This is a genomic window from Vibrio sp. 10N.286.51.E5, assembly GCF_041469125.1.
GTDB lineage: Bacteria > Pseudomonadota > Gammaproteobacteria > Enterobacterales > Vibrionaceae > Vibrio > Vibrio crassostreae_C.
The window spans coordinates 1-25,397 of sequence record NZ_JBFRJZ010000016.1 but is presented as its reverse complement, the minus strand read 5'-3'; the positions used below and the strand labels follow the sequence as shown (position 1 = coordinate 25,397).

The following is a 25,397-nucleotide window of genomic DNA, read 5'->3' as shown; positions in this document are numbered from 1 at the left end:
AGTGATACGTAAAAGAAGCATTTTTGAGAATCTAAAAATGCAAAAAGGCGACCCTTAGGTCGCCTTTATCTCAGAGTCTGTAATCTTAAAAAGATTAACGACGCTGTTTTGTCAGTTCGATAACTCGTAACTGAGCAATGGCTTTAGCCAGTTCACCGGCCGCTTGTGCGAAGTCTATGTCGCCATGCTGATTTTGGATATTCTCCACAGCCTTGCGCTTAGCTTCTTCCGCCTTTGCTGCGTCTAGCTCTTCACCACGGATAGCTGTATCAGCCAGTACAGTTGCTGTACCAGGCTGAACTTCTACCATACCACCAGAAACATAAATGATTTCTTCGTGGCCGTGCTGCTTAACAATACGCACCATGCCAGGCTTGATAGCGGTCAGCAGTGGACAGTGACCATGGAAAATACCAAGTTCACCCTCACTACCGGTCACCTGAAACGTCTCAACAAGGCCTGAGAAAATTTGTTTCTCTGCACTTACAACGTCTAGGTGAAAGGTTATTGCTGCCATATCGCCTCCTAGTTAGCCTTATAGCTTCTTAGCATTCTCGATAGCTTCGTCAATTGCACCACAGTACATGAACGCTTGCTCTGGAATGTCATCGTATTCACCAGATAGAAGACCTTGGAAGCCACGTAGAGTCTCTTTAAGAGGTACGTAAATGCCTGGGTCACCTGTAAATACTTCCGCTACGTGGTAAGGCTGAGTTAGGAACTTCTCAATCTTACGAGCACGAGATACAACTTGCTTATCTTCTTCAGATAGCTCGTCCATACCTAGGATAGCAATGATATCTTTCAGCTCTTTATAGCGCTGAAGAGTAGACTGAACGCCACGAGCGATGTCGTAGTGCTCTTGTCCAACTACCAATGGATCCAGTTGACGTGAAGTAGAATCTAGCGGGTCGATCGCAGGGTATAGACCCATAGATGCGATGTTACGGTTAAGTACAACCGTTGCATCCAAGTGAGCGAACGTTGTTGCTGGAGACGGGTCAGTCAAGTCATCCGCAGGTACGTATACCGCCTGTACAGACGTGATAGAACCAGCTTTAGTTGACGTGATACGCTCTTGTAGAACACCCATTTCTTCAGCCAGTGTAGGTTGGTAACCTACCGCAGAAGGCATACGACCTAGAAGTGCTGATACTTCAGTACCTGCTAGTGTGTAACGGTAGATGTTATCAACGAACAGTAGAACGTCACGACCTTCGTCACGGAAGCGCTCTGCCATTGTTAGGCCAGTCAGGGCAACACGTAGACGGTTACCTGGTGGCTCGTTCATCTGACCGTAAACCATCGCTACTTTTGATTCTTCAGGTTTTTCGATGTTTACAACACCTGCTTCCTGCATCTCAAAGTAGAAATCGTTACCTTCACGAGTACGCTCACCTACACCTGCAAATACAGATAGGCCTGAGTGTTGAAGTGCGATGTTGTTGATAAGTTCCATCATGTTAACGGTCTTACCTACACCAGCACCACCGAATAGACCGATTTTACCACCCTTAGCGAATGGACAAATCAAGTCGATTACTTTAACACCAGTTTCTAGAAGAGCTGTCTCGTTAGACTGCTCTTCGTAGCTTGGAGCTTCACGGTGAATGGCGTAATGCTCTTCAGCACCAATCTCGCCACACTCATCAATCGCGTCACCTAGGACATTCATGATACGACCCAATGTCTTAGTACCTACTGGTACTGAGATTGGAGCGCCAGTATTTTCAACTGTCAAACCACGACGTAAACCATCAGAGCTACCCATTACGATTGCGCGAACTACGCCACCGCCAAGTTGTTGCTGAACTTCAAGAACTAGACGTTCTTGTACTTCATTAACATTCAGAGCGTCGTATACACGAGGTACTTCACCCTGTGGGAACTCTACGTCGACTACCGCACCGATGATCTGTACGATCTTACCTGTAGCCATCGTTAATCCTCTAACTATTTAGTTTTACCTAAGCTTAAACCGCAGCTGCGCCTGAAACGATCTCAGAAAGTTCTTGTGTAATTGCCGCTTGACGCGCTTTGTTGTACACAAGTTCTAAGTCATCAATAATGTCACCAGCGTTATCTGTTGCTGATTTCATAGCAATCATTCGAGCCGCTTGCTCACAAGCAAGGTTCTCGACCACACCTTGATATACTTGAGATTCGACGTAGCGAACCAGTAGTGCATCTAGTAGTGGTTTTGGCTCAGGCTCATAAATGTAGTCCCAAGCATGATCGCGTTTCATGTCTTCGCTGTCTGATTTAGGCAAAGGAAGTAATTGATCGATCGTTGGTTCTTGTACCATAGTGTTTTCAAACTTGTTGAACACTACGAACAGGCGATCCAATTCGCCTTCATCATATTTCTTCAGCATAACGCTTACAGAGCCAATCAAGTCTTCAAGGCTTGGGCGATCGCCCAGACCAGAAACTTGAGCTGCTACTTTCGCGCCGCTGTTGTTGAAAAATGCTGTCGCTTTTGAACCTACAATTGCAAGTTCAACGTCAGCACCTTTCTCAGACCAATCTTTCATGTCGTTCATGGCTTTTTTGAACAAGTTAATGTTCAAACCACCACAAAGACCACGGTCTGTAGAAACGATGATGTAACCAACACGTTTGGCTTCACGTTCCTCAAGATAAGGATGCTTATACTCGAGGCTACCATTAGCCAAATGACCGATCACTTTACGCATTGTTTCTGCATATGGACGAGTAGCTTCCATTGCGTCTTGAGAACGACGCATTTTTGAAGCTGCTACCATTTCCATTGCTTTCGTAATCTTCTGTGTGCTTTTAACACTACCGATTTTATTACGTATCTCTTTTGCGCCGGCCATCGTTACTCTCCGTTAATGGTATGAGGTGGCCCTAAGACCACCTACCAATTACCAGGTCTGGGTTGCCTTGAAATCGTCAACAAGCTTCTTCAGCTCAGCTTCGATTTCTTTATTGAAAGCACCCGTTGTGTCGATCTGTGTTGCTAGATCGGCATATTGACCACGAGCAAACGACAGTAAAGCAGCTTCAAAGTCTAGAACTTTAGAAAGTTCAACGTCTTGAAGGTATCCACGCTCTGCAGCGAAGATTACTAGAGCTTGGTCAAATACAGACATAGGAGCGTATTGCTTCTGCTTCATCAGTTCTGTAACTTTTTGACCATGGTCTAGCTGCTTCTTAGTCGCTTCATCAAGATCCGAAGAGAACTGAGCAAATGCTGCAAGTTCACGGTATTGAGCTAGAGCAGTACGGATACCGCCAGATAGCTTCTTGATGATTTTAGTCTGCGCCGAACCACCTACACGAGAAACTGAGATACCAGGGTCAACAGCTGGACGTACGCCCGCGTTGAATAGCTCAGTTTGTAGGAAGATCTGACCATCGGTAATCGAGATTACGTTCGTCGGTACGAATGCAGATACGTCACCAGCTTGCGTTTCGATGATAGGAAGAGCAGTTAAAGAACCCGTCTTGCCTTTCACTTCGCCTTTAGTGAATTCTTCTACGTAGTGTTCGCTTACACGAGCAGCACGCTCTAGTAGACGAGAGTGAAGGTAGAAAACATCACCAGGGAACGCTTCACGACCTGGTGGACGCTTAAGCAGTAGTGAGATCTGACGGTAAGCGACAGCTTGCTTAGATAGATCATCATAAACAATCAGTGCATCTTCACCGCGATCACGGAAGTATTCACCCATCGCACAACCAGCATACGGTGCAAGGTATTGCAGCGCTGCAGATTCAGAAGCCGATGCAACAACAACAACAGTGTTTGCTAGTGCGCCGTGCTCTTCTAGTTTGCGAACTACGTTAGCGATAGTCGACGCTTTTTGGCCGATTGCAACGTAGATAGAGAAAATACCAGAATTTTTTTGGTTAATAATCGCATCGATCGCCATCGCTGTTTTACCAGTCTGACGGTCACCGATAATAAGTTCACGCTGACCACGACCGATAGGGATCATTGAGTCAACTGACTTGTAACCAGTTTGAACAGGTTGATCTACCGATTTACGGTCGATTACACCTGGTGCGATAATTTCTACAGGCGAAGTCAATTTCGCATCAATAGGACCTTTACCATCAATTGGCTCACCTAGCGTGTTTACCACACGACCAAGCATTTCAGGACCTACTGGTACTTCGAGAATACGACCCGTACCTGTAACTTTCATGCCTTCCTGTAGGTCAGCATATGGGCCCATTACAACAGCACCAACCGAATCACGGTTCAAGTTAAGTGCTAGCGCGTAACGGCCACCCGGTAGTTCAATCATTTCACCTTGCATCACGTCCGCTAGGCCGTGAATGCTAAGGATGCCATCGCTTACCGAAACGATAGTACCTTCATTGCGAGCTTCACTAACAACGTCGAAAGATTCAATACGTTGTTTAATTAGATCGCTAATTTCAGTGGAATTAAGTTGCATGCTCCAATCCCCATTAAGACTGCAATGCATCGCTCAGGCGGTCTAAACGACTGCGCGCTGAGTTATCGATGACTAGGTCTCCGGCTCGAATAATAACTCCACTAAGTAGAGTCTCATCTATACTGCAATTCAGCTGAACTTTGCGCGCTAAGCGCTGTTCCAATTTGCTGCTGATCTCTGCGCGTTGTTCTTTAGAAAGTTCAACCGCTGAAGTGACTTCAACGTCGATCTCTTTCTCGTGCTCTTGTTTGAGCAATAAGAACTCTTTGCAAACATCAGGAAAAGCCATTAAGCGGCCATTCTCTGCCATTACTTTTATCAAGTTCTGGCCGAATTCATCAAATTGTTCGCCACAAATTACAATGAATACTTCAGCTAATTTTTCAGCAGTTTGAGAGCTGCTTAAGAAATTGTGAACATCATCATTTTGTGCCACTTCGGCAGCAAAAGTAAGCATCTGACCCCATTGGTCTAGCTCACCTTTCTCTACCGCAAAGTCAAACGCTGCTTTAGCATAGGGGCGTGCGATTGTAGTCAAATCAGACATATACAGCCCCTTGCTTTAAAGTTTTGCAGTAATGTTGTTAAGAAGATCATCGTGTACATCTTTATCGATTGTACGCTCAAGGATTTTCTCAGCACCAGCAATTGCCAGAGTTGCGACTTGTTTGCGCAGGTCATCACGGGCACGTGTGCGCTCAGCTTCAATTTCGGCTTCCGCTTGCGCTAAGATTTTCTGGCGTTCTGCCTGAGCCTCTTCGCGAGCTTCATCAATAATTTGAGCCTTGCGTTTATTTGCCTGTTCAATAACCTCAGTTGCGGTGCGCTTCGCTTCTTTCAATTGGTCAGAAGCGTTGGCTTGTGCTAGATCCAAGTTTTTAGCAGCGCGTTCAGCGGCTACAAGACCGTCAGCAATTTTTTTCTGACGCTCTTCAATTGCTTGCATGATTGGTGGCCATACATATTTCATGCAGAACCAAACAAACATAGAAAAAGCAATTGCTTGACCTAACAGAGTTGCGTTCATATTCACAACAGCTACCCCTCGTTAAGAATCAACTACAAAAATTTAATTAACTAATTAACAGTTAATTAGCCTGCTAGTTGACCAACAAATGGGTTAGCAAACGTGAATAGTAGTGCGATTACGATACCGATCATTGGAACAGCATCCAGTAGACCAGCGATGATGAACATCTTAACTTGTAGCATTGGAGCCATTTCAGGTTGACGCGCAGCGCCTTCTAGGAATTTACCACCAAGAATAGCAAAACCAATTGCAGTACCTACGGCACAAAGACCAACAATAATAGCAACAGCGATTGCTGAAAAACTTAGTACAGTTTCCATTTACGTTCTCCGATTAACATTAATAGTTAGAATAAAACTTAAAAATTTTTAGTGATCGCCATCTTCATGGGCCATTGATAAATAAACAATTGTTAACATCATGAAAACAAATGCTTGAATCAAAATAACCAAGATATGGAAGATAGCCCAAGGTAGAGAGCCTACCCATTGTAAATACCACGGTAGCATTGCCGCACAAAGAATGAATACAACCTCACCTGCGAACATGTTACCGAATAGACGCATACCAAGTGATAGAGGCTTCGCGAGTAGCGATACCACTTCAATCAGTAGGTTAAACGGGATCATGATTGGGTGATTAAATGGATGTAAAGCAAGTTCTTTGGCGAATCCACCTAAGCCTTTTACTTTGATGCTGTAGTAGATCATCAGAGCAAAAACACCTAAGGCCATTGACATGGTTATATTAACATCAGCTGAAGGAACCACTTTCAAATAAGGGATACCTAGCCAATGCTCCGCAGGATATGGTAAGAAATCGATAGGCACTAAGTCCATCAAGTTCATTAAAATAATCCAGCAGAATATAGTCAGTGCTAATGGAGCAATCAGAGGGTTGCGGCCATGGAAAGTGTCTTTAACGTTGCCATCAACGAATTCAACTACCATTTCAACAAAACACTGAAGCTTACCAGGTACACCTACTGTTGCTTTCTTAGCGACTGAGCGAAAAACCCAAAGGAATAACATCCCTGTCAACACCGAAAAAAACAGACTGTCTATATGTACGTTCCAGAAACTTGTCTCCTCTACAAGACCAAACTTAGCTAAAGAAAGGTTTTGTAAGTGGTGCTCAATGTATCCGGATGCTGTTGGCGCAGCCATAACTCATCCTATTTTTTATTGTTAATGAAAAGCACTGGCGCAAAGATATTAATACCTAGAACCAGTAAATAGGTCAGTTTGAGGGGAACTAATTCCACCTGCATATACATGTAGACAATAGAGAATAGTAGAACTGTGATAAGGATTTTTAGCGCTTCGCCTGCATAGAACGACGCCGCAACTAACTTAGTTGCGCGAGCTCCACTAAATAGGAAAGCACACACACAAAAAACTGCATTTGCGATGACAAAAATACCGCCACCGATTAATGCAGCAAAACCCCAATCAGGATTAACAGCTAAACCTAACCCTATCGCCACTAATATAACCGCGCTAAGCTCGATCAATAACATTTGCTTTGCAAGCACTCGTCCTGGTCTTGCTAACGCCGTTACCATGTATTCGTTCCTCTTTTAAGCCTTCTTTACTACTCGCTTAAAAGCGTGCTGAGAAATTGGCGAAAATTATACGTTCAGCCAAATTGATTGCAATAACAATGCAGCAATCATTTACATTTTTGCATACAAACCTACAACTTTTGTACGAAATCACTTGTTTATTACATAATTGACCTAAATCAATTATCTCATTTAGTACTCTAGTTTAGCAATAAGTTGCTCTAATTTGTGAGGCTCATCAAGAGTAATTGTCACTTTTGACTTACCGCTAACAGAACGAGTAACTGAAACGTTTGCTTGCAATTTTTCCGTGAGTCTTCGTGAAAGTTCGATAGCTTCTGTGTCTTCAGGCTTCGATTCACCTTCAACGTCTGGTTTTAAGCACTTTTTGACAAGTTGCTCAGTTTGACGCACGGTCATTTTTTTGGTTGCCGCAGTGTTTGCTGCTTCAACCTGGGTATCACCTTCAAGCGCAAGCAGTGCTCGAGCATGCCCCATTTCCAGTTGTTTATTGGAAACTAAACCTTTTACTTCATTTTCGAGCTGATTTAGACGTAATAAGTTACTCACCGTAGCTCTCGATTTACCGATTACATCAGCGACTTGTTGGTGTGTCAGCTCAAATTCGTTCTGTAGTCGCTCTAGCGCTTGTGCTTCTTCGATAACATTCAGATCTTCACGCTGAATATTCTCAATCAACGCCATCGCGATAGCGGCTTTGTCTTCGACTCTCTTGACCAAACATGGCACTTGTTTAAGGCCAGCTTGACGAGCCGCTCTCCAACGACGTTCACCAGCAATAATCTCGAACTGGTCGTGCGCCAATGGGCGAACTACGATCGGTTGGATAATGCCTTGAGATTGAATTGATGCTGCCAGCTCTTCTAGCGCTTCAGGCGCAATATCCTTACGCGGTTGATATACACCAGGCTTCAAGCAACCAACAGCCAGTTCAATAAGCTCACCATCAGCCGACAACGCCTGACTATGAGAAGCAACTTGCTGTTTTTCACGAGCCAATGAGCTAGTTGCAAGCAATGCATCTAGCCCTTTTCCTAAACCACGCTTAGACATTGAGCGAATTCCTTTGGTTGGACCTATACTGGGACTTCTTCACGACGCAACATTTCGCCAGCAAGAGCAAGGTAAGCCTTAGCTCCTGCGGAATATTTGTCGTAGTACATTGCTGGCTTGCCGTGACTCGGGGCTTCTGCCAGACGCACATTTCTAGGGATCACAGTTCGGTAGACTTTGCTACCAAAGTGTTTTTTGAGTTGATCAGATACTTCGTTCGATAAGCGGTTGCGAGGATCGTACATAGTACGCAGAAGACCTTCGATCTTCAGGTTCTCGTTTACAACAGCCGCTAGCTTACTGATGGTATCCATCAATGCAGTCAAACCTTCCAAAGCAAAGTATTCACATTGCATAGGAACCAATACGGAGTCGGCCGCAGCCATCGCGTTGATTGTAAGAAGGTTTAATGAGGGCGGGCAATCAATAAAGATGAAATCATAGTTACTGCGAATGGGTTCGAGTGCGTTTTTTAAACGAACTTCACGAGCAAACACTTCCATCAGCTTGATTTCTGCCGCAGTAACATCACCGTTCGCGGCGATGAGGTCATAATTGCCAGATGTACTCCGGCAAACCACCTCATCAAATGGGGTGTCTTCAACCAACAAATCGTAAGCTGTTGCTTCAACTTGATACTTGTCGACACCGCTCGCCATAGTGGCATTACCTTGAGGATCGAGGTCAACAACCAATATCTTGCGTTTTGTTGCCGCCATTGATGCTGCTAAATTAATGCAAGTTGTTGTTTTTCCTACGCCACCCTTCTGGTTGGCAATTGCTACGATTCTACCCACTATGGCCTCGCTGATTATCCCTGACGCGATAAAGTAACTAGATGACGCTCTCCATCAAGCTCTGGCACTTGCAAAGCTTTAATGTCTGTCACTGAACACCATTCAGGTAACAGGTCGATTTCGTCTCTAGGATGTTGTCCCTTAAGAGCCAAAAATACACCGGATTGCTCTTTAGGTAAATGGTGACACCACTCTACCATGTCTGTCATTGACGCAAATGCACGACTGAGCACTGCATCAAACTTTTCTTCTGGTTGAAATTCTTCAACGCGACTTTGAACCGGTACCACGTTGTCGATACCCAGCTCATGAATCACCTGTTTGATAAAACGAATACGCTTACCTAGGCTGTCTAGCAAGTAAAACTCGCAGTCTGGATTCATGATTGAGAGCGGAATCCCAGGAAGACCAGGTCCCGTACCCACATCGATAAAGCGCTTACCTTGTAAGTGAGTGCTAACAATGATGCTATCTAAGATATGTTTCACCATCATTTCTTGTGGGTCACGAACTGATGTTAGGTTATAAGCTTTGTTCCACTTGTTCAGTAACTCAACGTAGCCAACCAACTGGCCACGTTGTTTTTCAGATACTTCAAGTTCAGTCTGGCCAATAAGGTGATCCAGTTTTTCGCGTAAAGCGCTCATTATGCTTCCTCACCTTTTTTCAACAGGCCGTGTTTTTTCAAGTAAACCAACAGAATTGAGATTGCTGCAGGTGTGATACCTGAAATTCGCGAAGCAATACCAATTGAGTCAGGCTTAGCTGTCGTTAGTTTAAGAACCACTTCGTTAGAAAGTCCTTTTACCTTGCTGTAATCGATATCAGCAGGCAGTTTGGTGTTTTCATGACGCAGTGATTTTTCAATTTCGTCTTGTTGACGCTGAATGTAACCATCGTACTTCACTTGGATCTCAACTTGCTCAGACGCTTGTTGATCTTCCAGTGCAGGACCAAAACGATCCAATGCGGTTAACTGTGAATAAGTCATTTCAGGGCGACGAAGAAGATCTTCACCGCTCGCTTCACGAGACATTGGTGTTTTCAGAATTTGGTTCAGTTGATCAATATCTTCAGATTTTGGATTAATCCAAGTCTCTTTCAGACGTTGACGCTCCTTCTCCATGTTTTCCATCTTCTCGTTGAAACGAGCCCAACGAGCGTCATCAACAAGGCCAAGTTCACGCGACTTTTCAGTCAAGCGGATATCGGCGTTGTCTTCACGAAGCAGCAGACGGTATTCCGCGCGAGACGTAAACATGCGGTAAGGTTCTTTGGTACCCATGGTAGATAGGTCGTCGATAAGCACGCCCATGTAAGCTTGGTCACGACGTGGACTCCAGCCTTCTTTGCCTTGAGTAAACAAACTTGCATTCAGACCGGCCATCAAGCCTTGTGCAGCCGCTTCTTCATAGCCAGTGGTACCGTTGATTTGACCCGCAAAGAATAGACCTTTGATAAACTTAGTTTCGTAAGTCAGCTTAAGGTCGCGAGGATCAAAGAAATCGTACTCAATCGCATAGCCAGGGCGAACGATATGAGCATTTTCAAAGCCCTTCATCGAACGAACAATTTGAACCTGTACATCAAACGGCAGACTGGTAGAGATACCATTCGGGTATAGCTCGTGAGTCGTTAGACCTTCTGGCTCAATAAAAATTTGGTGACTGTTCTTGTCAGCAAAACGCATTACTTTGTCTTCAATCGAAGGGCAGTAACGAGGGCCAATGCCTTCAATCACACCCGCGTACATAGGGCTGCGATCAAGGTTGGCACGAATTACGTCATGCGTATTTTCATTGGTATGCGTGATGTAACATGGAATTTGACGAGGTTGTTGAGCTCGGCTGCCCATGAACGAGAAAACAGGCGTCGGGTTATCACCGTGCTGAACCTCAAGCTCAGAAAAATCAACGCTACGCGCATCGATACGAGGAGGAGTACCTGTTTTCAGGCGATCAACTCGGAATGGAAGATCACGAAGACGGTCAGCCAGTGCGATCGATGGTGGATCACCAGCACGGCCACCTGAAGAACTTTCCATACCAATATGGATCTTGCCGCCTAGGAATGTGCCCACAGTCAGAACCACAGCGCTTGCGCGGAACTTAAGGCCCATCTGCGTTACCACACCTACCACTTGATCCTGTTCAACGATCAAGTCATCAACCGACTGTTGGAACAAAGTCAGGTTTGGCGTGTTTTCAAGAACGTTACGAACAAAGGCTTTGTACAGTGCGCGGTCAGCTTGTGCACGAGTAGCACGAACCGCAGGGCCTTTTGATGCGTTCAATGTTCTGAACTGAATACCTGCATGATCAATAGCTTGCGCCATTAATCCACCCATTGCATCGACCTCTTTTACCAAGTGGCCCTTACCGATCCCGCCAATGGCTGGGTTACAAGACATTTGTCCTAGTGTATCGATATTATGAGTAAGTAATAACGTACTTTGACCAGTACGTGCAGATGCGAGTGCGGCTTCCGTTCCTGCATGGCCACCACCAACAACGATGACGTCAAATTTTTCGTGATAAAGCATGAACCGACCTCAGGTATTCAAACGTTTTCTAGATTGATAAAAAGGAGCGATATTCTACCTGTTTTCATAGCCTGAGAAAACGTTTTTGGGATTTTTCGAAAAAGCTGTTTTTAATTAATATAGATAAGATCTTTAAGGAGATCTTTTATTAGATCTATTATTAGGATCGAGGGTATCTGTGGATAAGTCGGAAATGATCAACGAGATCATGGATCTTTTTTGGATCAAATGATGTGATCTAACTTTGATCAGGATGAGGATTAGCTGGGATCAAAATGGCTACTTATTCACAGGAGGAAATTAGCCTAAAACTTGTTATTTGGATAACTATAGGTTAATCACCGTATATGTATGATCTTATCCACAGCAGAAATTGAAAATAGATCGCTAATTTTCGATGTTTTTGAAAAAAAGTTATTCACAATCACGATGTTCAGAGACAAAAAAAGCGGCATAAGCCGCTTTTTGAGAGATGAGAGAGGTTAAAACTGGTCGCTATGATCGTTGAACCAAGCTTCTGCTGCGTCTTCTGGTACCGGAGTTTCCAATACATCGATGGTAAAACAGTCAGAAATAGGCTGAGCACCGAGCTCTTTCATCTGGCTGTGGACTGATTTTCCCGCCAAACAGAAGGTATCGTAACTCGAATCACCAAGCGCCACGACAGCAAAGCGAACCGGGCTTAAATTTGGAGATTGCTGGGTCAATGCGTCGATAAACGGCTTAATATTATCTGGAAATTCACCCGCACCATGAGTTGAAGTCACCAGCAACCAAAAGCCTTGTTGGGGAATATCATCGAATTCAGGCTGATTATGAAGGGTGATCTCGTGGCCTTGCTCTTCAAGAAGATCATTAAGGTGATCGCCAACGTACTCTGCACCACCTAAGGTGCTGCCTGTAATAATGTGGATCATTAAGCTGTCCTTACTAAAGAAAAAGGCCAGCATGAGCCGGCCTTTAAAGGTTATTTACCAATACAGAAAGAGGTGAAGATACGGCCGAGTAGGTCATCGGAACTGAATTCACCAGTAATCTCGTTAAGGTGTTGCTGCGTTATACGCAGTTCTTCTGCCAAGATTTCCCCTGCCATATAGCCTTCGAGCTGTTGCTGGCCAATATCTAGATGCTCAGATGCGCGTTCTAGGGCATCTAAGTGGCGACGACGTGCCATGAAGCCACCTTCATTGCCACCAGCAAAGCCCATGCAATCTTTTAAGTGATTACGTAGTGCATCAACGCCTTGTCCCGTCTTTGCTGATAGTCGAATCAGAGTTGGATCATTAACATGGCAAATCCCGAGATCTTCACCGGTTTGATCGGCTTTGTTACGAATCACGGTCATTCCGATGTTATTCGGCAGACGATCAACGAAATCTGGCCAGATATCTTTCGGGTCGGTTGCATCGGTAGTGGTGCCATCGACCATAAATAAAACGCGATCGGCTTGAGCAATTTCTTCCCAAGCGCGTTCAATACCGATTTTTTCGACTTCATCCGAGGCTTCACGCAGGCCTGCGGTATCAATAATGTGCAGTGGCATACCATCAATATGGATATGTTCACGAAGTACATCACGGGTTGTACCTGCAATATCAGTCACAATCGCGGAGTCTTTACCCGATAATGCATTCAGTAAGCTCGACTTACCGGCATTAGGACGACCTGCAATCACCACCTTCATACCTTCACGCATGATGGCACCTTGATTGGCTTCTTGGCGAACCGCTTCGAGGTTGTCGATGATAGCTTGTAAGTCAGCACTTACTTTACCGTCAGCAAGGAAATCAATCTCTTCTTCTGGGAAGTCGATAGCGGCTTCAACATAGATGCGTAAGTGAATCAGAGAGTCCACCAGCGTATTAATGCGTTTCGAGAACTCACCTTGCAACGATTGCAGAGCTGATTTCGCCGCTTCTTCTGAACTGGCATCAATGAGGTCAGCAATCGCTTCTGCTTGGGTTAAATCCATCTTGTCGTTCAAGAAGGCACGCTCCGAGAACTCACCAGGGCGTGCTGCGCGTAGCCCTGGAATCGCGAGGATGCGCTTGATGAGCATATCCATTACCACAGGGCCACCGTGGCCTTGTAGCTCTAATACGTCTTCACCGGTAAACGAGTGCGGGTTAGGAAAGTAAAGCGCGATGCCTTGGTCTAGCTCTAAACCATCGTGAGATTTAAAAGGGGTGTACTCAGCGTAACGTGGTTTCAGTACTTTGCCGGTAACTTCAAGCGCAACTTGGGCTGCTTGTGGGCCTGAAACGCGAATAATACCGACGCCGCCACGGCCGGGTGCAGTCGCTTGAGCAACAATCGTATCTGTAGTCATAGTTGTGCCTGCTAGCATGTGAAAGCCAAAAAGGGGCGCTCACGATTAATCAATTAGCTGAATTGTAATCAGCTAAAAACAAAAAGGCGACCTTTTGGTCGCCTTTCTTTGTCTCTTTCTATTATCGAACTTACTTAGAATGTAAGCCTTTCTTTTCCAGCGCGCGGTAGATAAGCGTTTGCTGAATCAGAGTTACGATGTTCGATACTAGCCAGTATAGAACCAGACCTGAAGGGAAGAACAGGAAGAAGAATGTGAACATAACCGGCATAAAGGTCATGATCTTCTGCTGCATTGGATCCGTTACAGTTGTCGGGCTCATCTTCTGGATTAGGAACATTGAAGCACCCATCAGAAGTGGCAAGATGTAGTATGGGTCTTGTGCTGAAAGGTCAGTAATCCAACCGAAGAACGGTGAGTGACGCAGTTCAACAGACTCCATTAGTGCCCAGTATAGCGAAATGAAGATAGGCATTTGCAGAAGGATAGGTAAACAGCCACCTAGTGGGTTTACTTTCTCTTTCTTGTAAAGCTCCATCATTTCTTGGCTCATGCGTTGACGGTCGTCGCCGATACGCTCACGCATTGCAGTCAGCTTAGGCTGAAGCATACGCATTTTCGCCATAGACGTGTACTGAGCTTTCGTTAGTGGGTACATAGCACCACGAACGATGAAAGTTAGACAGATGATTGCCAGACCCCAGTTCACAACGATGCCTTGAATGAACGAAAGCAGAGTATGAAGTGGTTTAGCAATGAACCATAACCAACCGTAGTCAACTACTAGGTCTAGGTTAGGTGCAACAGCAGCCATTTGGTCTTGAAGTTTAGGACCAACCCAAAGCGTTGCTTTGAAGTTTGCTTCGTCGCCAGTAGCGATGGTTTTGTTCGGCATGCGAACACCGATGTCGCCAAGGTTACCAATTACACGAGTGTAAAGGTTGCTGCCTGCTTCGTCGCGTGGGATCCATGCACTTGCAAAGTAGTGCTGAATCATCGCTGCCCAACCTTGACCGTTTGCTAGGTTAAGAGACAGGTTGCGATCTTGCATGTCGTCGAAGCTGTATTTTTTGTAACGCGTATCTTCCGTAGAGTAAGCACCACCACGGTAAGTTGGCATTGTTAGGCTACCGCCGTCATCCATTACGTTCTGACGCAGGTGAGCGTACATGCCGAATGTCGCGTTGTTACCAGAGTTGTTGACTACATCGTATTCAACATCCATTGCGTAGCTGCCACGCTTAAGGATGAATGTTTTCGTGTAATCAAGGCCGTTCGCTTGGTAAGTCATCGGGATGCGTAGTTCATCCTGACCATCAGCAAGCGTGAAGCTGTCTGCTGAAACTGTGTAGCTTGGGCGGTTTGTGCTGCTTAAATCGATACCTTGAGGACCCACTAGACCGCTTTGTGCGATAAATTGGTGACCGGGTTCGTTTTTAAGAAGAACAAACGTATCTTCAGAATCGAACTCAGCAGAGTAATCGTTTAGGTTTGCTTTAACGACATCACCACCAACCGTATCAATTGACAGAGTCAGTACATCAGTTGTTACTGTGATAGTTTTAGCAGAAGAAGCAACTTGACCAGGAGCCGGGTCTAGATCATCTGCATAAGATGGCGCTGGTAGGGTGCTGCCAGATTGTGCCTGCTCAACCGCTTGTGGTGCTGGATTCTGAGCTACGTTCCATTGTTGGAACAGTAGGAAAGAAACCAAAGCCAATGCGATTAACAGGATATTACGTTGAGAATCCATCGTTATTTATCTCTGTCTTGTTTTTGGACTGGTGGAACGGGGTCAAAGCCCCCTTCGTTCAAAGGATGGCATTTTAATAGACGTTTGCCTGATAACCAACACCCTTTTACAAAACCGTGAGCTTTCAACGCTTCTATCGCATATAAAGAGCAGGTTGGAGTAAATCGGCAGCGTGGGCCGATGAGTGGACTAATAAACCATCTATAAAAATAGATGGGTATTAGCGCTATCCACGCGAAGGGCGAGACAGGCGAAGCCATAATTTGTCGAGTAGCTTGAACATTTCTTCATTGCTTAAATCTTGCGCGCTCTTCTTAGCGATTACAACAAAATCTTTGTTAGGAAGTTTGTGTTGAGTGTTACGAAAGCTTTCACGAGTAAGACGCTTGAATCGGTTACGACCCACGGCGGTTTTAATCTGCTTTTTCGGAACGGCTAATCCAAGACGAGGATTTGAAAGAGAGTTATTTCGGGCAATGATGGTGAAATGAGGGGAGCCAGCTCGATGAGCTTGCTTGAAGACATTTTGATAATGTTCGGGAGTTAACAAGCGTAACTCCCGACCGAAGGCTAGCTTATTCAAAATAATCAAAGATTACTTAGAAAGACGCTTACGGCCTTTTGCACGACGTGCATTGATTGTTGCGCGACCGTTCTTAGTAGCCATGCGAGCACGGAAACCGTGAGTGCGCTTACGCTTTAGAACTGTAGGTTGAAAAGTGCGTTTCATTGTAATTACCTTACTGATCAGTAGTTTTAGGTTTTTGTTAAACCCGGCGTGGGCATTTTTTCTCTTCTTTATATAAGAAAGGAAAACCGACGCCTCTCAACAAAGAGGCGGAATTGTAATCACTGTCACAAAAAGTGTCAATGATTGGGTTAACTAAAATTCCGGTCGGGGGATTATACGTAGAATAACTAAAATCACAAGGATCCTTAGTCGATCCCAACCTTATTTAAGAATTTTTTTAATTTAGGATCCTGTGGATTACCAAAAATATCCTGTGGAGATCCCTGCTCGATAATATGACCGTCAGCCATGAAGATCACTCGGTCTGCGACCTCTCTCGCGAACTGCATTTCATGGGTAACCACCAGCATGGTTTGATGCTGATTTGCCAGTTTTTTCATTAGGTTAAGCACTTCGCCAACCCACTCAGGATCGAGCGCTGAAGTCGGCTCATCAAACAGTAAAAGCTCGGGTTGTAGTGCCATTGCACGGCCAATACCCACCCGTTGTTGCTGGCCACCAGAGAGCGCGGCTGGGTAGCTATCACCTTTGTCACCTAAGCCAATATCATCAAGTATTTGTTGTGCTTTTTCATGGGCTTGCTGTTTTTTCCAACCACGAACGGTAATTAAACCTTCAGCAATATTCTGTCTCGCGGTTTGGTGAGCGAACAGTGCATAGTTTTGGAACACAAAACCGGTCTTACGACGCAGTGCAAGCACCTCTGCCTTAGTGTGTTTCTGAGTATCAACCTTGATATCATCAATCGAAATCGTGCCTTGATCGGCTTGCTCTAGAAAATTCACACAACGCAGTAGGGTAGATTTACCCGTACCACTTGAACCTATGATGACAATTATCTCACCTTGTTTGATTTCTAGGTCGATCCCTTTCAAAACTTCGGTGTCACCAAACTGCTTGTGGATACTTTGTAATTTGATCATCGTACATACGCCTTATTCAGTTTCACTTCGGCCCAAATTTGAATACGAGTGAGGATAACCACCACGCCCCAGTAAATCAGTGCGACTGCTAAGAAAGCCTCGAAGAAGCGGAAACTTGAAGAAGCCTCCATCTGAGCTTTAGCCATGATTTCGGCGACACCTAGGGTGAAGGCAAGTGAAGTCGACTTGATCATATCGATGAAGTAGTTCATCAACGACGGCAGTGCCACGCGAGTTGCTTGCGGTAAGATCACTCGGCGCATCGCTTGGCTGGTTGTCATACCGACCGAAAGGCTGGCTTCCATCTGGCTGCGATCAATACCGATAATCGCGGCACGAATACTTTCTGCCATATACGCGGCAAAGTGCAGGGTTAAGCCAATCACAGCGGCGCTGAAGGCATCCAACCCAACCATCCACGGGAAGACTTGTGGTAAGCCGTAATAAAGGAGGAACAGCTGCACCAACAGTGGTGTGCCTCGGAAGAAGCTAATGTACAGCTGGCTCAGTTGGTCGAGCACTGGGATTTTGAATACACGAATATTCGCCAGTATCAGAGACAGGATCAGAGCAAAGAACAAGCCCCAGGTCGCCATCTCCATCGTGGTGCCTAAATACTTCAGTAGTATTGGCAACAGCTCTAGCATGTAATTAAAGTCAAATCCCATAATCTATCTCGTATTTTTATTGGCAGTGTTGTTCTATATGTAAGTACTGTTGTATCAGGTTTTTTAATCAGTGCACAAAAGCAAAAAGCCCACCGCTGTATAAAGCAGTGGGCCTTGAATGGAGAAAGTGAGTAATTACTTCTGAGTAATGTCCGCACCAAACCATTTCTGAGAGATACTTTCTAGCGTACCATCTGCGCGCATTGCTGCTAATGCTTCATTTACTTCTGCTTGCAGTTTTTTGCCGTTATCGTTGTCGACGAAAGGCCAAGCGTTTTCAATTGTTTCGAATGGCTGACCTGCTAGTTGTAATGGTAGACCAGTCTTCTTGATAAGCTCTAGTGCTGATAGGCGATCCATTACGAATGCATCGGCACGACCCAGTGCCACGTCATGTTCAATACCTGTATCGTAGGTTTTTACATTGATCTTGCCATCTTTGTCGTAGCTGCGAAGCAGTTGTTCAAAGTTTGAGCCTAGGTTTACCGCAACCGTCTTACCATCAAGGTCTTCGATGCCTTTAATGCTGTCATTACCTTTACGAACGGTAATTTGTGCGCCGTCTACTACGTATGGGTCTGCGAATAGGTATTTCGCTTTACGTGCATCCGTCATTGTAATTTGGTTTGAAATGGTATCGATGCGACCCGTTTCAAGAAGACCAAACAGACCAGAGAAGTTTGCCGTTACGTATTCAACCTTGTAATCGTTACGCTTACCGATCTCATCCCATAAATCCACTTCAAAACCCTGTAGCTGGTCTTGTTTAACGAACGTAAACGGGAAATAGCGACCAGACATGCCGACTTTAACTTCAGTCGCAGCTTGAACAGTAGCAGCAGAGAGTGCGATAGCCGCAATTGCAGCCTTAATCCAGTTATTCATTTGGTAACTCCTTATATTTATGGGTTTGGATGTTACTGGGAAAATGCTCACTAGAATAAATAACCAGATGTTATTAACCATAACCAGATTGAATTCCCGATTTGGGGATAACTAGCAAGGATCCGGGCATAAGTGGATCATTGTGTGAGTAAATTAGGGGCAAGATGTGTGGATCCACCGATAAATTACAAATTTATTGTGAATAACTTGGATCTTATTCACTGGATCTGTGATCAATTGCTGGTGATCTGACTTATCAACAGGTAAAATTAGCGGTCATTTCATATTACTTTAAATAGAGTGAGGGCACCGTGTCATCTTCGCTTTGGTTGCAGTGTTTGCAACAGCTTCAAGAAGAGTTACCAGCTACAGAATTCAGTATGTGGGTTCGTCCGTTACAAGCGGAACTCAATGACAATACTCTAACTCTATTTGCACCGAACCGTTTCGTACTCGATTGGGTTCGTGATAAGTATCTAAATAGCATTAACCGTCTGCTGCAAGAATATTGCGGTAACGATATCCCACATCTTCATTTTGAAGTGGGAAGCAAGCGTGTGATTGCACCAAAGCCTGCGACACCGACACCAACTCAGACTCGCACTGCAGCTGATGTGGCCGCTGAGTCATCAGCACCTGCGCAATTACAAGCTCGCAAACCTGTCCATAATATCTGGCGTGATGAAGAGCCTGTCGCGGTTGACTTGAATCACCGCTCAAACGTGAACCCAAAACATAAGTTCAATAACTTTGTTGAAGGTAAGTCGAACCAACTCGGTTTGGCTGCGGCACGTCAGGTTTCTGATAACCCAGGTACAGCCTACAACCCGTTGTTCCTATACGGCGGCACTGGTTTAGGTAAAACGCACTTGTTGCATGCGGTGGGTAACGCCATTGTTGATAATAAGCCGAATGCGAAAGTGGTTTACATGCACTCAGAGCGTTTTGTTCAGGATATGGTAAAGGCTCTGCAAAACAACGCGATCGAAGAATTTAAGCGCTACTACCGTAGTGTTGATGCATTGCTTATCGATGACATCCAATTCTTTGCTAATAAAGAGCGTTCTCAAGAAGAGTTCTTCCATACCTTTAACGCGCTGCTTGAAGGCAATCAACAGATCATCCTAACGTCTGACCGTTATCCAAAAGAGATCAACGGGGTAGAAGATCGTCTTAAATCTCGTTTCGGCTGGGGTTTGACGGTAGCGATTGAGCCACCAGAGCTTGAGACACGTGTTGCGATCTTGATGAAGAAAGCCGAAGACCACCAAATTCACCTTGCGGATGAAGTGGCGTTCTTTATTGCCAAGCGTCTACGCTCTAACGTTCGTGAACTGGAAGGCGCATTGAACCGTGTTATTGCGAATGCAAACTTCACTGGCCGCCCGATCACGATCGACTTCGTGCGTGAAGCACTGCGTGACTTACTTGCACTGCAAGAAAAACTGGTCACTATTGATAACATTCAAAAGACAGTAGCCGAGTACTACAAAATCAAAGTCGCTGATCTATTGTCTAAGCGTCGTTCTCGTTCTGTTGCTCGTCCACGTCAATTGGCGATGGCACTGGCGAAAGAGCTAACAAACCACAGCTTGCCTGAGATTGGCGATGCATTCGGTGGTCGTGACCACACGACGGTACTGCATGCTTGTCGTAAGATTGCTCAGCTGCGTGAAGAGAGCCACGACATTAAAGAAGATTATTCGAACTTGATTCGTACCCTTTCTTCTTAATACACAGTATTCTTAACCTTAATAAGCAGAATCTTGGCCACGTACTATTACGCAGTGCCATTTAGACCGTAAGAGCAAGATATGAAATTTACCATTGAACGTAGTCACCTGATTAAGCCATTACAACAAGTATCTGGCGCACTCGGTGGCAGGCCAACGCTTCCAATTCTAGGAAACCTACTGATTAAAGTAGAAGATAACGTGTTGTCGATGACAGCGACGGATCTAGAAGTTGAACTGATCAGCCGTGTAACGCTTGAAGGTGATTTCGAAGCGGGTAGCATTACCGTACCTTCACGTAAATTCCTAGATATCTGCCGTGGATTGCCAGATAACTCAGTGATCACGGTGGTATTGGATGGTGACCGTATTCAGGTTCGCTCTGGTCGTAGCCGCTTCTCTTTAGCAACATTACCTGCGGCAGATTTTCCAAATATTGAAGACTGGAGCAGTGAAGTTGAAGTGTCAGTGACACAAGCTGAACTTCGCGGTCTTATCGAGAAAACACAATTCTCAATGGCGAACCAAGATGTTCGTTACTACCTCAACGGTATGTTGTTTGAGATTGAAGGCTCTATCCTGCGCAGCGTGGCGACCGATGGTCACCGTATGGCAGTATCTCAAGCACAACTGGGTGCGGATTTTGCTCAGAAGCAGATCATTGTTCCTCGTAAAGGTGTTCAAGAGCTAGTGAAGCTATTGGATGCACCTGAACAGCCAGTAACACTGCAAATTGGTAACTCTAACGTGCGAGCTGAAGTGAACAACTATGTCTTCACTTCTAAGCTGGTTGATGGTCGTTTCCCTGATTATCGCCGCGTAATGCCGCAAAATACCACCAAGACACTTGAAGCTGGCTGTGATGAATTACGTTCAGCATTTTCTCGTGCTGCGATTCTATCGAATGAAAAATTCCGTGGTGTTCGCGTTAACCTTGCGGATAGCGAGATGCGCATTACCGCGAACAACCCAGAGCAAGAAGAAGCAGAAGAAGTACTCGATGTTAACTTCGACGGTGACGCGCTAGAGATTGGCTTCAACGTAAGCTACGTATTGGATGTTCTGAACACACTGCGTTGTGAACAGGTTCGCATCTCAATGTCAGACGCCAATGCGAGTGCTCTTATCGAGAACGCACAAGATGACAGCGCGATGTACGTTGTTATGCCAATTCGCTTATAAGCAGCCCTATGTTGACCTACCGAGTCGTGATTGAAGATTAATATGAAGACGTTATGCCTTTATCGCGCTTAATCGTTAAGCAGTTTAGAAATATTGAAGCCTGTGACATTCAACCGTCATCAGGCTTTAACTTTCTTATAGGGGCTAACGGAAGCGGCAAAACCAGTGTCCTTGAAGCTGTGTATCTGCTCGGACATGGTCGCTCATTCAAGAGTTCACTTACCGGTCGTATCATACAAAACGAGTGTAGTGAGCTGTTTGTACATGGCCGTTTTATGACCTCGGATCAATTTGAGCTGCCAATTGGCATTAATAAGCAGCGCGATGGCACGACAGAGGTTAAAATAAGCGGTCAAACTGGGCAAAAGTTGGCTCAGTTAGCTCAAGTCTTACCTTTGCAGTTGATTCACCCTGAAGGGTTTGATTTACTAACCGATGGACCTAAGCATCGCCGAGCATTCATTGATTGGGGAGTCTTCCACAGTGAGTCGGGCTTTTATGATGCGTGGGGCAGGGTAAAGCGCCTCAATAAGCAGCGAAACGCCTTATTGAAAACGGCAACGCACTATCGAGAGCTGAGCTATTGGGACCAAGAATTGGCCCGTTTAGCAGAAAGCATCAGTCAGTGGCGTGCCACCTACGTTGATCAGCTCAAAGAAGTCGCCGAAGAAATCTGTGCGACCTTCCTTCCTGAGTTTGAGATAAAGATTAACTACTATCGTGGCTGGGACAAAGACACCCCGTACGCCGATATATTAGAAAAGAATTTTGAAAGGGATCAGCAGCTTGGTTACACCTTTAGTGGGCCAAACAAAGCGGATCTGAAGATAAAAGTGAACGGCACTCCAGTGGAAGATGTCTTGTCACGAGGTCAATTGAAGTTGATGGTGTGCGCGCTACGAGTAGCACAAGGGCAACACCTCACTCAAATGACAGGTAAGCAGTGCATCTATTTGATAGATGACTTCGCTTCCGAATTAGATAGCCAACGCCGAGCACGTCTTGCTGAGTGTTTAAAGGCGACCCAGGCTCAAGTTTTTGTAAGCTCTATTACCGCTGATCAGATTGCAGATATGCATGACGAAAATAGCAGGATGTTTCATGTGGAACATGGCAAAATAGAGCAAGGATAATTAGTCAGAGAGTAACTATGTCAGATAATTACGATTCATCGAGTATTAAAGTACTGAAGGGTCTGGATGCGGTACGTAAGCGTCCTGGAATGTACATTGGCGACACGGATGATGGTACCGGTCTGCACCACATGGTTTTTGAGGTGGTAGATAACTCTATTGATGAAGCGCTAGCTGGTCACTGTAATGACATCATTGTAACTATCCATGAAGATAGTTCTGTGTCTGTGAGCGATGACGGCCGTGGTATTCCAACAGAATTGCACCCAGAAGAAAACGTATCAGCAGCAGAAGTAATCATGACGGTTCTTCACGCTGGTGGTAAGTTCGATGATAACTCGTACAAGGTATCTGGTGGTCTGCACGGTGTTGGTGTTTCAGTAGTTAACGCACTTTCTAAGCAAGTTACTCTTACTATCCACCGCGGTGGCAAAATCCACACTCAAACCTACAGCCACGGTGAGCCTCAAGCGCCACTAGCAGTTATCGGTGACACGGATAAAACAGGTACAGAGATTCGTTTCTGGCCGAGTGAAGAAACCTTCACTAACATCGAGTTCCATTACGACATTTTAGCTAAGCGTCTACGTGAGCTATCATTCTTGAACTCAGGTGTATCAATTAAGCTAATTGACGAGCGCGAAGAAGACAAAATGGATCACTTCGAATACGAAGGCGGTATCCAAGCGTTTGTTGAACACCTTAATACTAACAAAACGCCAATCATCCAAAAAATCTTCCACTTTAACTCTGAGCGCGAAGACGGTATTACCGTTGAAGTTGCGATGCAGTGGAATGACGGCTACCAAGAAAACATCTACTGTTTCACCAACAACATCCCTCAACGCGATGGTGGTGCTCACTTAGCAGGTTTCCGTGCGGCGCTAACGCGTACTCTGAACAGCTTCATGGACAAGGAAGGCTTCTCTAAGAAAGCGAAGACTGCGACCTCTGGTGATGATGCTCGTGAAGGTCTGACGGCGATTGTTTCTGTTAAAGTGCCTGATCCTAAGTTCTCAAGCCAAACTAAAGATAAGCTGGTTTCTTCAGAAGTGAAGTCTGCCGTTGAATCTACAATGGGTGAGAAGTTGTCTGAGTTCCTTATTGAGAACCCAGGTGAAGCGAAAACAGTTTGTTCTAAAATTATTGATGCAGCACGTGCTCGTGATGCAGCGCGTAAAGCTCGTGAAATGACTCGTCGTAAAGGCGCATTAGATTTAGCGGGTCTTCCTGGTAAGCTTGCTGACTGTCAGGAAAAAGATCCTGCACTGTCTGAACTATATATTGTGGAAGGAGACTCTGCTGGCGGTTCAGCTAAGCAGGGGCGTAACCGTAAGAACCAAGCAATCCTACCGCTGAAAGGTAAAATCCTTAACGTAGAGAAAGCACGTTTCGATAAAATGCTGTCTTCTCAAGAAGTAGCAACGCTAATCACCGCTCTTGGTTGTGGTATTGGTCGTGACGAATACAACCCAGATAAACTGCGTTACCACAACATCATCATCATGACCGATGCCGATGTCGATGGTTCTCACATCCGTACCCTGCTACTGACGTTCTTCTACCGTCAAATGCCAGAGCTGATTGAACGTGGCTACATCTACATTGCTCAACCGCCACTTTACAAAGTGAAGAAAGGTAAGCAAGAGCAGTACATTAAAGATGAAGATGCGATGAACCAGTATCAAGTATCTTTGGCTTTAGACAACGCAGAACTGCACGTAAACCCTGAAGCGCCAGCATTTGCAGGTGAAGGTTTAGAGAAGCTTGTTCAGCAATACAATGCAGGCATCAAGCTTGTTGATCGTATGAGCCGCCGTTACCCACGCGCATTGGTTCACGAACTGATTTACGTTCCTCGTCTAACGGCCGAGCAGTGTCATGATGACGCGGCAGTTGAAGCTTGGGGTAAGCAGCTTGTTGAACAGCTAAACGCGAAAGAAGTAGGTGCAAGCCAATACAGCCTTGAAGTTGAAAAACACGAAGAGCTAGGCTTAAGCGTTCCTAAGATTGTGGTTCGTACTCATGGTGTGACTCATGAACACCTACTAAGCATCGATCTTATTAACTCTAAAGAGTTTGGTAAGCTAGCGGATCTTTCTGAAGCTCTTGATGGCTTGATTGAAGAAGGCGCTTACATTAAGCGTGGTGAGCGTACTCAAGAAGTTTCTAGCTTCGTTGATGCTCTGAACTGGTTAGTGAAAGAGTCTCGTCGTGGTCTAAGCCTACAGCGATACAAAGGTCTAGGCGAGATGAACCCGGATCAACTTTGGGAAACCACAATGGATCCTGAAACTCGCCGTATGATGCAAGTAACAATTGAAGACGCTGTTGGTGCTGATTTGTTGTTTACGACGCTAATGGGTGACCAAGTTGAACCTCGTCGTAACTTCATCGAAGAGAATGCACTGAAAGTAGCAAACCTAGACGTTTAGTCTCTTTGATACTTCGATCTTTGGCTTAGTTTCTGTGTCAGAGGTGCTCACATACATTCGTATGCTCCGCGCCTCTTTCTTGAACTAAAGCCAAATAGCTTCGTCTCAAAAAACTAAAATCATTTTAAAGCACTATCCTTTGGATGGTGCTTTTTTATGGTGCGCCGA

General features: G+C 45.2%; 26 protein-coding genes. 4 read left to right on the top strand and 22 right to left on the bottom strand.

The window, feature by feature from the left end:
- Positions 1-94 precede the first annotated feature (94 nt).
- The 22 genes from AB4161_RS05650 to AB4161_RS05545 form a co-directional block, all read right to left on the bottom strand.
- The gene (locus AB4161_RS05650; protein ID WP_017058791.1) at positions 95-517 is read right to left on the bottom strand and encodes a F0F1 ATP synthase subunit epsilon; all 423 of its coding nucleotides are present in this window, start codon (positions 515-517) and stop codon (positions 95-97) included.
- An 18-nt stretch (positions 518-535) separates the two neighbouring features.
- The gene (atpD, locus tag AB4161_RS05645) at positions 536-1,939 is read right to left on the bottom strand and encodes a F0F1 ATP synthase subunit beta (RefSeq protein WP_017058792.1); all 1,404 of its coding nucleotides are present in this window, start codon (positions 1,937-1,939) and stop codon (positions 536-538) included.
- Between the two features lie 34 nt (positions 1,940-1,973).
- A complete protein-coding gene (gene atpG / locus AB4161_RS05640) occupies positions 1,974-2,840 on the bottom strand; it encodes a F0F1 ATP synthase subunit gamma (protein WP_017058793.1) in 867 nt (288 codons plus the stop codon).
- A 48-nt stretch (positions 2,841-2,888) separates the two neighbouring features.
- Complete coding sequence (gene atpA, locus AB4161_RS05635; protein WP_102321083.1) at positions 2,889-4,430, bottom strand: F0F1 ATP synthase subunit alpha; 1,542 nt, start codon at positions 4,428-4,430, stop codon at positions 2,889-2,891.
- 13 nt (positions 4,431-4,443) lie between these two features.
- Positions 4,444-4,977: a F0F1 ATP synthase subunit delta gene (gene atpH / locus AB4161_RS05630; protein ID WP_017058795.1), complete on the bottom strand. Its 534-nt coding sequence runs from the start codon at positions 4,975-4,977 to the stop codon at positions 4,444-4,446.
- A gap of 15 nt (positions 4,978-4,992) precedes the next feature.
- Positions 4,993-5,463: a F0F1 ATP synthase subunit B gene (gene atpF, locus AB4161_RS05625; protein WP_032545592.1), complete on the bottom strand. Its 471-nt coding sequence runs from the start codon at positions 5,461-5,463 to the stop codon at positions 4,993-4,995.
- A gap of 59 nt (positions 5,464-5,522) precedes the next feature.
- The gene (gene atpE / locus AB4161_RS05620) at positions 5,523-5,780 is read right to left on the bottom strand and encodes a F0F1 ATP synthase subunit C (protein ID WP_004411110.1); all 258 of its coding nucleotides are present in this window, start codon (positions 5,778-5,780) and stop codon (positions 5,523-5,525) included.
- 48 nt (positions 5,781-5,828) lie between these two features.
- Positions 5,829-6,626, bottom strand: a complete 798-nt coding sequence (gene atpB / locus AB4161_RS05615) for a F0F1 ATP synthase subunit A (protein WP_017058797.1) — start codon at positions 6,624-6,626, stop codon at positions 5,829-5,831.
- Between the two features lie 8 nt (positions 6,627-6,634).
- Complete coding sequence (locus AB4161_RS05610) at positions 6,635-7,024, bottom strand: F0F1 ATP synthase subunit I (protein ID WP_372082982.1); 390 nt, start codon at positions 7,022-7,024, stop codon at positions 6,635-6,637.
- 192 nt (positions 7,025-7,216) lie between these two features.
- On the bottom strand, positions 7,217-8,098 hold the full coding sequence (locus AB4161_RS05605; RefSeq protein WP_017058799.1) for a ParB/RepB/Spo0J family partition protein: 882 nt from the start codon (positions 8,096-8,098) through the stop codon (positions 7,217-7,219).
- A 23-nt stretch (positions 8,099-8,121) separates the two neighbouring features.
- Positions 8,122-8,895 carry a ParA family protein gene (locus AB4161_RS05600; protein ID WP_372082981.1) on the bottom strand — a complete coding sequence of 258 codons (774 nt, stop codon included), beginning with the start codon at positions 8,893-8,895 and terminating at the stop codon, positions 8,122-8,124.
- Between the two features lie 14 nt (positions 8,896-8,909).
- The gene (gene rsmG / locus AB4161_RS05595; protein WP_017058801.1) at positions 8,910-9,542 is read right to left on the bottom strand and encodes a 16S rRNA (guanine(527)-N(7))-methyltransferase RsmG; all 633 of its coding nucleotides are present in this window, start codon (positions 9,540-9,542) and stop codon (positions 8,910-8,912) included.
- The gene (mnmG, locus tag AB4161_RS05590) at positions 9,542-11,437 is read right to left on the bottom strand and encodes a tRNA uridine-5-carboxymethylaminomethyl(34) synthesis enzyme MnmG (protein ID WP_017058802.1); all 1,896 of its coding nucleotides are present in this window, start codon (positions 11,435-11,437) and stop codon (positions 9,542-9,544) included. The genes rsmG and mnmG overlap by 1 nt, the downstream gene beginning before the upstream one ends.
- Positions 11,438-11,919: 482 nt before the next feature.
- Entirely contained in the window at positions 11,920-12,354 is a 435-nt protein-coding gene (mioC, locus tag AB4161_RS05585; RefSeq protein WP_372082980.1) for an FMN-binding protein MioC, read from the bottom strand.
- A gap of 50 nt (positions 12,355-12,404) precedes the next feature.
- A complete protein-coding gene (mnmE, locus tag AB4161_RS05580) occupies positions 12,405-13,766 on the bottom strand; it encodes a tRNA uridine-5-carboxymethylaminomethyl(34) synthesis GTPase MnmE (protein WP_029235098.1) in 1,362 nt (453 codons plus the stop codon).
- A gap of 130 nt (positions 13,767-13,896) precedes the next feature.
- The gene (gene yidC / locus AB4161_RS05575; RefSeq protein WP_017058806.1) at positions 13,897-15,519 is read right to left on the bottom strand and encodes a membrane protein insertase YidC; all 1,623 of its coding nucleotides are present in this window, start codon (positions 15,517-15,519) and stop codon (positions 13,897-13,899) included.
- A gap of 2 nt (positions 15,520-15,521) precedes the next feature.
- Entirely contained in the window at positions 15,522-15,779 is a 258-nt protein-coding gene (gene yidD / locus AB4161_RS05570; protein ID WP_004735802.1) for a membrane protein insertion efficiency factor YidD, read from the bottom strand.
- Complete coding sequence (gene rnpA, locus AB4161_RS05565) at positions 15,746-16,069, bottom strand: ribonuclease P protein component (RefSeq protein ID WP_017055478.1); 324 nt, start codon at positions 16,067-16,069, stop codon at positions 15,746-15,748. The genes yidD and rnpA overlap by 34 nt, the downstream gene beginning before the upstream one ends.
- Before the next feature lie 45 nt (positions 16,070-16,114).
- Complete coding sequence (rpmH, locus tag AB4161_RS05560) at positions 16,115-16,249, bottom strand: 50S ribosomal protein L34 (protein ID WP_004735800.1); 135 nt, start codon at positions 16,247-16,249, stop codon at positions 16,115-16,117.
- A gap of 206 nt (positions 16,250-16,455) precedes the next feature.
- Entirely contained in the window at positions 16,456-17,193 is a 738-nt protein-coding gene (locus tag AB4161_RS05555) for an amino acid ABC transporter ATP-binding protein (RefSeq protein ID WP_017063027.1), read from the bottom strand.
- Positions 17,190-17,861, bottom strand: coding sequence for an amino acid ABC transporter permease (locus tag AB4161_RS05550; protein WP_009848134.1), 672 nt, complete (start codon positions 17,859-17,861; stop codon positions 17,190-17,192). Before AB4161_RS05550 ends, AB4161_RS05555 begins: the two co-directional genes overlap by 4 nt.
- Positions 17,862-17,996: 135 nt before the next feature.
- Positions 17,997-18,746, bottom strand: coding sequence for an amino acid ABC transporter substrate-binding protein (locus tag AB4161_RS05545; protein WP_009848135.1), 750 nt, complete (start codon positions 18,744-18,746; stop codon positions 17,997-17,999).
- 311 nt (positions 18,747-19,057) lie between these two features.
- Here AB4161_RS05545 and dnaA point away from each other — a divergent pair, with 311 nt between their 5' ends.
- The 4 genes from dnaA to gyrB all read left to right on the top strand — a co-directional run bounded on the left by dnaA (position 19,058) and on the right by gyrB (position 25,229).
- Positions 19,058-20,479, top strand: a complete 1,422-nt coding sequence (gene dnaA / locus AB4161_RS05540; protein ID WP_017058808.1) for a chromosomal replication initiator protein DnaA — start codon at positions 19,058-19,060, stop codon at positions 20,477-20,479.
- A gap of 81 nt (positions 20,480-20,560) precedes the next feature.
- Positions 20,561-21,661 carry a DNA polymerase III subunit beta gene (gene dnaN / locus AB4161_RS05535; protein WP_017058809.1) on the top strand — a complete coding sequence of 367 codons (1,101 nt, stop codon included), beginning with the start codon at positions 20,561-20,563 and terminating at the stop codon, positions 21,659-21,661.
- Positions 21,662-21,714: 53 nt separating this feature from the next.
- Positions 21,715-22,794 (top strand): DNA replication/repair protein RecF, encoded by a 1,080-nt coding sequence (gene recF / locus AB4161_RS05530; RefSeq protein ID WP_017058810.1) that lies wholly within the window; start codon positions 21,715-21,717, stop codon positions 22,792-22,794.
- A gap of 17 nt (positions 22,795-22,811) precedes the next feature.
- A complete protein-coding gene (gene gyrB, locus AB4161_RS05525; protein ID WP_017058811.1) occupies positions 22,812-25,229 on the top strand; it encodes a DNA topoisomerase (ATP-hydrolyzing) subunit B in 2,418 nt (805 codons plus the stop codon).
- The last annotated feature ends 168 nt before the right edge of the window (positions 25,230-25,397 follow it).